Source organism: Clostridiales bacterium, assembly GCA_030016385.1.
In the GTDB taxonomy this organism is placed as follows: domain Bacteria; phylum Bacillota; class Clostridia; order Clostridiales; family Oxobacteraceae; genus JASEJN01.
Genome location: JASEJN010000106.1, coordinates 1 through 4,475, shown reverse-complemented (window position 1 = coordinate 4,475; position 4,475 = coordinate 1). Strand labels below are relative to the sequence as shown.

Below are 4,475 nucleotides of genomic sequence, written 5' to 3'. Positions count from 1 at the left end.
CGGCAGCAAAGCCAAGAACTTATCAAAACTTTCATAATGCTCATTCGTTGCTCAAGATAACATAATCACATTTATGCCTGATTTCATATTGCGAATTGAAGATGCCATAAATAAAAAGTTGCATGGATGACGGAAAGTAATTTATAATATATACTAAATATAACTAATGGTCTTAAAATACAAAATAGCGACAAAATATTTTACATAATTTACCTTTGTAATATTTAAAGCTGATTCGCTGTTTGGAAAGCTGGTCAATTTATATGAAAATTTTATTAGTATCCGATATAGAATCACCTTATATATGGGATAATTTTCAGCCTGAAAAATTCAAAGACATCGATTTGATGATTTCATGCGGGGATTTAAAAAGCGAATACCTTTCGTTCCTTGTAACCATGATTAAAGCACCGTTATTTTATGTTTATGGAAATCATAATGAGAGTTATTTCGAGAATCCTCCTGAAGGATGTGAGTCCATAGACAATAAATTTGTAAAATATAAAAATATAAGGATTCTTGGCATCGGAGGCTGTAAAGGCTATGGTCCGAAGAAACTTTTATTTACAGATGAAGAAATGAAAAGAAAAGTTAGAAAGATGACGAGGCGTATTTTATGGAATAAAGGACTGGATATACTTGTCACCCATGCTGCCGCATATGGCATCGGAGACGATAAGGATTTATGCCATGAAGGTTTTAAGGCATTCAATGAGATTATCGATAAATATTCTCCCAAATATTTTATACATGGGCATGTCCACTTGAATTATTTAAGGCAAAAAAGGATATTGCAATATAAAAATACCACAGTTATCAATGCATATGACCATTACATATTAGAATATTAAAAAACAGGACACATTAATCTCTGTGTCCTGTTTTCATGCGCATATAAATTTTGCAATGTGTCCTTTAACTTAAGTGTAAGACAGTACATTTTTGCATTTGAAGAATATTTCTCAAATAACCGGCATTCACCCGGAGTAAGGTTATTTTATATATTCCTCCGGTTCAACATTGTCGACAAACCAATTCATGTTTAGTATTTCTTCATGGGAGGCAGCTTCCTCGTCATTGATTCTTAAAACCCCTTTATTGTCATATATAGGTCCCGTGAATGGGTTATACAGGTTATTTACTATCATATTTTTCATAAGGTTTACAAGTTTTTGCGTGCCTGAAGGAACATATTTTTTGGAATAGTATATATCCAGCACATCGGAGGCCATTCCCCACCAGAAATTAACAAGTTTACCATCGCTGCTGAACATATCTGTTACGGTCTTATATGTGCCGTTTAATACACTTCTTATTATTTTTTCATAAAATATTCCCCAGTGCCATATAGGCGCGGCAAGGTGGTGTATCGGCTTTCCTGTTTTTATATCCATACTGCATAGCATCGAAAATACACCGTATTTTCTTGTAACATCTCTCGGCAAGCTCAAGTTCCTATTGGAAACTATATCCGCACCCAATTCCATAAGCCTGTTGTTGGCGTTTGTAAACTTTAAATGGCTGTTCCATTCTCTTGTCCATGTAACCTTAACTTTGGTATATGGATTTACCATTTTTGCCCCGAGGGAAAAAGCATTTATGCAGCTTATGACTTCAGGTGTAGGGGATGTAGCTGCATAGCCGAGTATGTTATTTTGCGTCATGGAACCTGCAATTACGCCCGTAAGAAATCTTGTCTCGTATGTTCTGCCGTAATAATTGCTAAGATGCTTATACGGCTTATATTCCGAGCAGTTGAAAAATTTGATATTCGGGTATTCAAGAGCGCAGCGCAACGTAGCTTTTAAAAACACCTGGCTGGTTGTAAATATTATATCGTTGCCATTTTCGGCAAGGGTTTTTATCTGAGAATATGCATTATCGTTTTCCGCTACGTTTTCTATATAAGAAGTTTCAACCTGACTGCCGAGGACCTGATCTACATATTGCCTTCCAAGGTCATGGGTAAATGTCCAGCCGGATGTTTCGATTGTCCTCGCATATGCAAAAGCCACCTTTATCTTTTTTGCAGGTTTTATAAACGTGGTTATTGTTGACAGAACATTTCCCTGGCTTTTTTCTACAGGTTTGGTCATTATATTTACAAATTTATCCTTTTTGAAGAATCTGAGCTCTTTCTTCAGTTCCTTCAATTTCTTTTTTAATTCTACTTCGTTGAATTCAAAAGGAATACCGTAAATTTTAGCATATTCTAAGAATGCATCGCCTGTAGTAATTGGTAATTTATCTCCGCCTATTTCATAATATACATTTCTAAAGACATTATATATATATTTTTCAAAGTACTTATACTTATTTTCAAACTTATCCGGTGGATTGTACTTTTCCAGCAAATCCAGAAGTTTTGTGAAACTTCCGCGTTTAGTAAACCAGATGGAAATAATCTTTGTTTTATTAGTGAATTTAAGGAACTCATAATACAGCTGTATATTCGGGTCCGAGTTGTCTATTTTAGGTATCAGCCGGGTAACATTTGCAGTAATGGAATAAGCGTCAAAATACTTCAATACGCTGACTCTCTTATTTCCTTCCACAACATAATACCAGTTGAGGTATTCATATACTTTTATAGGATCGCGGATACCCTCCTTGATATGCGAATTGCAGAGGGAAACCCATTTCGATTTAAACTCGGATTCACTGTTTAATATAGGCATGAAGTTAGCCGCAAATGTCAGGCTGCGCAAATATGAATAGGTGCCGATGACTTTTTTAAGGGGTACCTCCATAAGACCCAAATCTACATATGAAACAATATCGGTATCCTTAATCAGCCCTTCAAGTGAAGGCAGATAACCGATCTGACCTTTTGAAGTTTTGCTTGAATATTCTTTGAGAGCGCTTCTATGAGCAGCCCTAAAATGCTCTTCAGGACTTAAGTCTTTCATTATATCACCTCATTAAACTTATATAAATAATTATACCATAATCAGTATAATTTATTGGCAAATAATTTGTAAATGCTGCGTAAATATATATTATGACGGCAAGTATTTTGAATACCGACGATTGCAATAACGTATTCTATATAGAAGACACTGAAATATCTTTTTTTGGAAATGCGTTATGCCTGTACTAAAAATTATATTGCAGATTATAGTGAATAATAGTCTTTTATTATTTATTAGAACAAAGGGGGAGATTAAATGGCGCTTACCGGAGAGGGAACAAATGTCCCGGCAATTGTGGGGCAGGAAATAGTACAGGCATTGCAGGCTCCCCAGGCTGCAGGCGGAGCACCACCGACTATACCGCCTACGACTCCGATAGACATTCAGGGCGAATTAAACAGGATACTCTCAATTATTACATCAATAAACGATATAAGGGCTCAGATTATACGTCTTGGACTTAATCCATCCCTGAGATTTGCAATAGAAACTGAAGTTGTCCCTGTTTTAAACATATTGACGGCGCTTGCAACTTCAGCCGATTTTTTCTCCGTTGCCGCATATAACATGTCAAATATTAATTTTGCAAAATCACATGAAATAAGAAAGATGCTGGAATTAATATATAATATAGCAGACTTATCGGAAGATGTTTTCGAGGTCTTAGAAAAACTTGTTATTGCAACGCTTCCTAAATCTCCGTGAGAATTTTAAGCATATAGGCAGGTTTAACGCACCCTATGTGCGATTATTTAATAAGTTTTTAAATTCTAGTTAATATTATATATAGATGCAAGAGGCAGGTGCATATTCTTCAAATATAAAACGTGTATGCCGTGGAGATGCCTGTCAATATATCAAAAGGTGGTTGCTTATGGAATATTTATGCCCGGTGTGTAACGGTATTTCAGAATGCATCATATATTGTGACGAATGCGGAAACGAAATGAAGAATGGTGGAAGAATACAGGATTACTATGACGACTACAGCCCGTACTTAAACTATAACGATACCGACATAATTGACGGCGAACCATACGGAATCTGTCAGCATATCTATATCTGCCCTGCATGCGGCAGAGATAAAACTGTAAATATAAGAAAGGTCCATATATAATTTCAATTAGATAATCCGGAATAAAAAAAAGGGGACACGCAAGTCCCCTTCGGATTATTGATTTATTAAATCCATCTTTAAACGGCATAAGGAATTGAATTACTTCTTTACTGCCTTATTCAAATCTTCCACGAATTTATCCACATCTATTCCATGGGCCAATGCGCCTTGCTCTAAACTTTCAAACATCGCTGCCATGCAGCCCAGGCAGTACATGCCATATTTATAGAAAATCTCTTCCGTTTCAGGATGTTTTTCAATTATTTCTGTTATGGACATTTCTTTAGTAATCATAAAATCCACCTCCAAATATTCTATTATTAAATAATAGCACATCCTGAATAATTTTAACATAATAAGTTGAAAATAAAAATAGATAATATTATGGATATTCAATTCGCAATTTGAAATCAGGCATAGATGGGATTATGTTATTTTGAGCGACG

Annotated in this window: 5 protein-coding genes; 3 read left to right on the top strand and 2 right to left on the bottom strand. The window is 35.4% G+C overall.

From position 1 onward, the window contains the following. Window positions 1-263: 263 nt before the first annotated feature. A complete protein-coding gene (locus QME45_14490; protein ID MDI6619837.1) occupies window positions 264-851 on the top strand; it encodes a metallophosphoesterase family protein in 588 nt (195 codons plus the stop codon). A gap of 141 nt (window positions 852-992) precedes the next feature. Here QME45_14490 and QME45_14485 read toward each other — a convergent pair whose 3' ends face one another. After that, on the bottom strand, window positions 993-2,909 hold the full coding sequence (locus QME45_14485; GenBank protein MDI6619836.1) for a BMP family ABC transporter substrate-binding protein: 1,917 nt from the start codon (window positions 2,907-2,909) through the stop codon (window positions 993-995). 258 nt (window positions 2,910-3,167) lie between these two features. Between QME45_14485 and QME45_14480 the strand changes: the two genes are divergently transcribed. Together QME45_14480 and QME45_14475 are read left to right on the top strand one after the other, a co-directional pair. Further along, the gene (locus QME45_14480) at window positions 3,168-3,617 is read left to right on the top strand and encodes a hypothetical protein (protein MDI6619835.1); all 450 of its coding nucleotides are present in this window, start codon (window positions 3,168-3,170) and stop codon (window positions 3,615-3,617) included. A 169-nt stretch (window positions 3,618-3,786) separates the two neighbouring features. Further along, entirely contained in the window at window positions 3,787-4,029 is a 243-nt protein-coding gene (locus QME45_14475) for a hypothetical protein (GenBank protein MDI6619834.1), read from the top strand. 99 nt (window positions 4,030-4,128) lie between these two features. Here QME45_14475 and QME45_14470 read toward each other — a convergent pair whose 3' ends face one another. Continuing rightward, the gene (locus QME45_14470; GenBank protein ID MDI6619833.1) at window positions 4,129-4,323 is read right to left on the bottom strand and encodes a DUF1858 domain-containing protein; all 195 of its coding nucleotides are present in this window, start codon (window positions 4,321-4,323) and stop codon (window positions 4,129-4,131) included. Window positions 4,324-4,475: the final 152 nt, after the last annotated feature.

Excerpts from the sequence above, each read along its gene's own strand:
- QME45_14490 (MDI6619837.1), top strand. The coding sequence starts at position 264 with ATGAAAATTTTATTAGTATCCGATATAGAATCACCTTATATATGGGAT.
- QME45_14485 (MDI6619836.1), bottom strand. The coding sequence starts at position 2,909 with ATGAAAGACTTAAGTCCTGAAGAGCATTTTAGGGCTGCTCATAGAAGC.
- QME45_14480 (MDI6619835.1), top strand. The coding sequence starts at position 3,168 with ATGGCGCTTACCGGAGAGGGAACAAATGTCCCGGCAATTGTGGGGCAG.
- QME45_14475 (MDI6619834.1), top strand. The coding sequence starts at position 3,787 with ATGGAATATTTATGCCCGGTGTGTAACGGTATTTCAGAATGCATCATA.
- QME45_14470 (MDI6619833.1), bottom strand. The coding sequence starts at position 4,323 with ATGATTACTAAAGAAATGTCCATAACAGAAATAATTGAAAAACATCCT.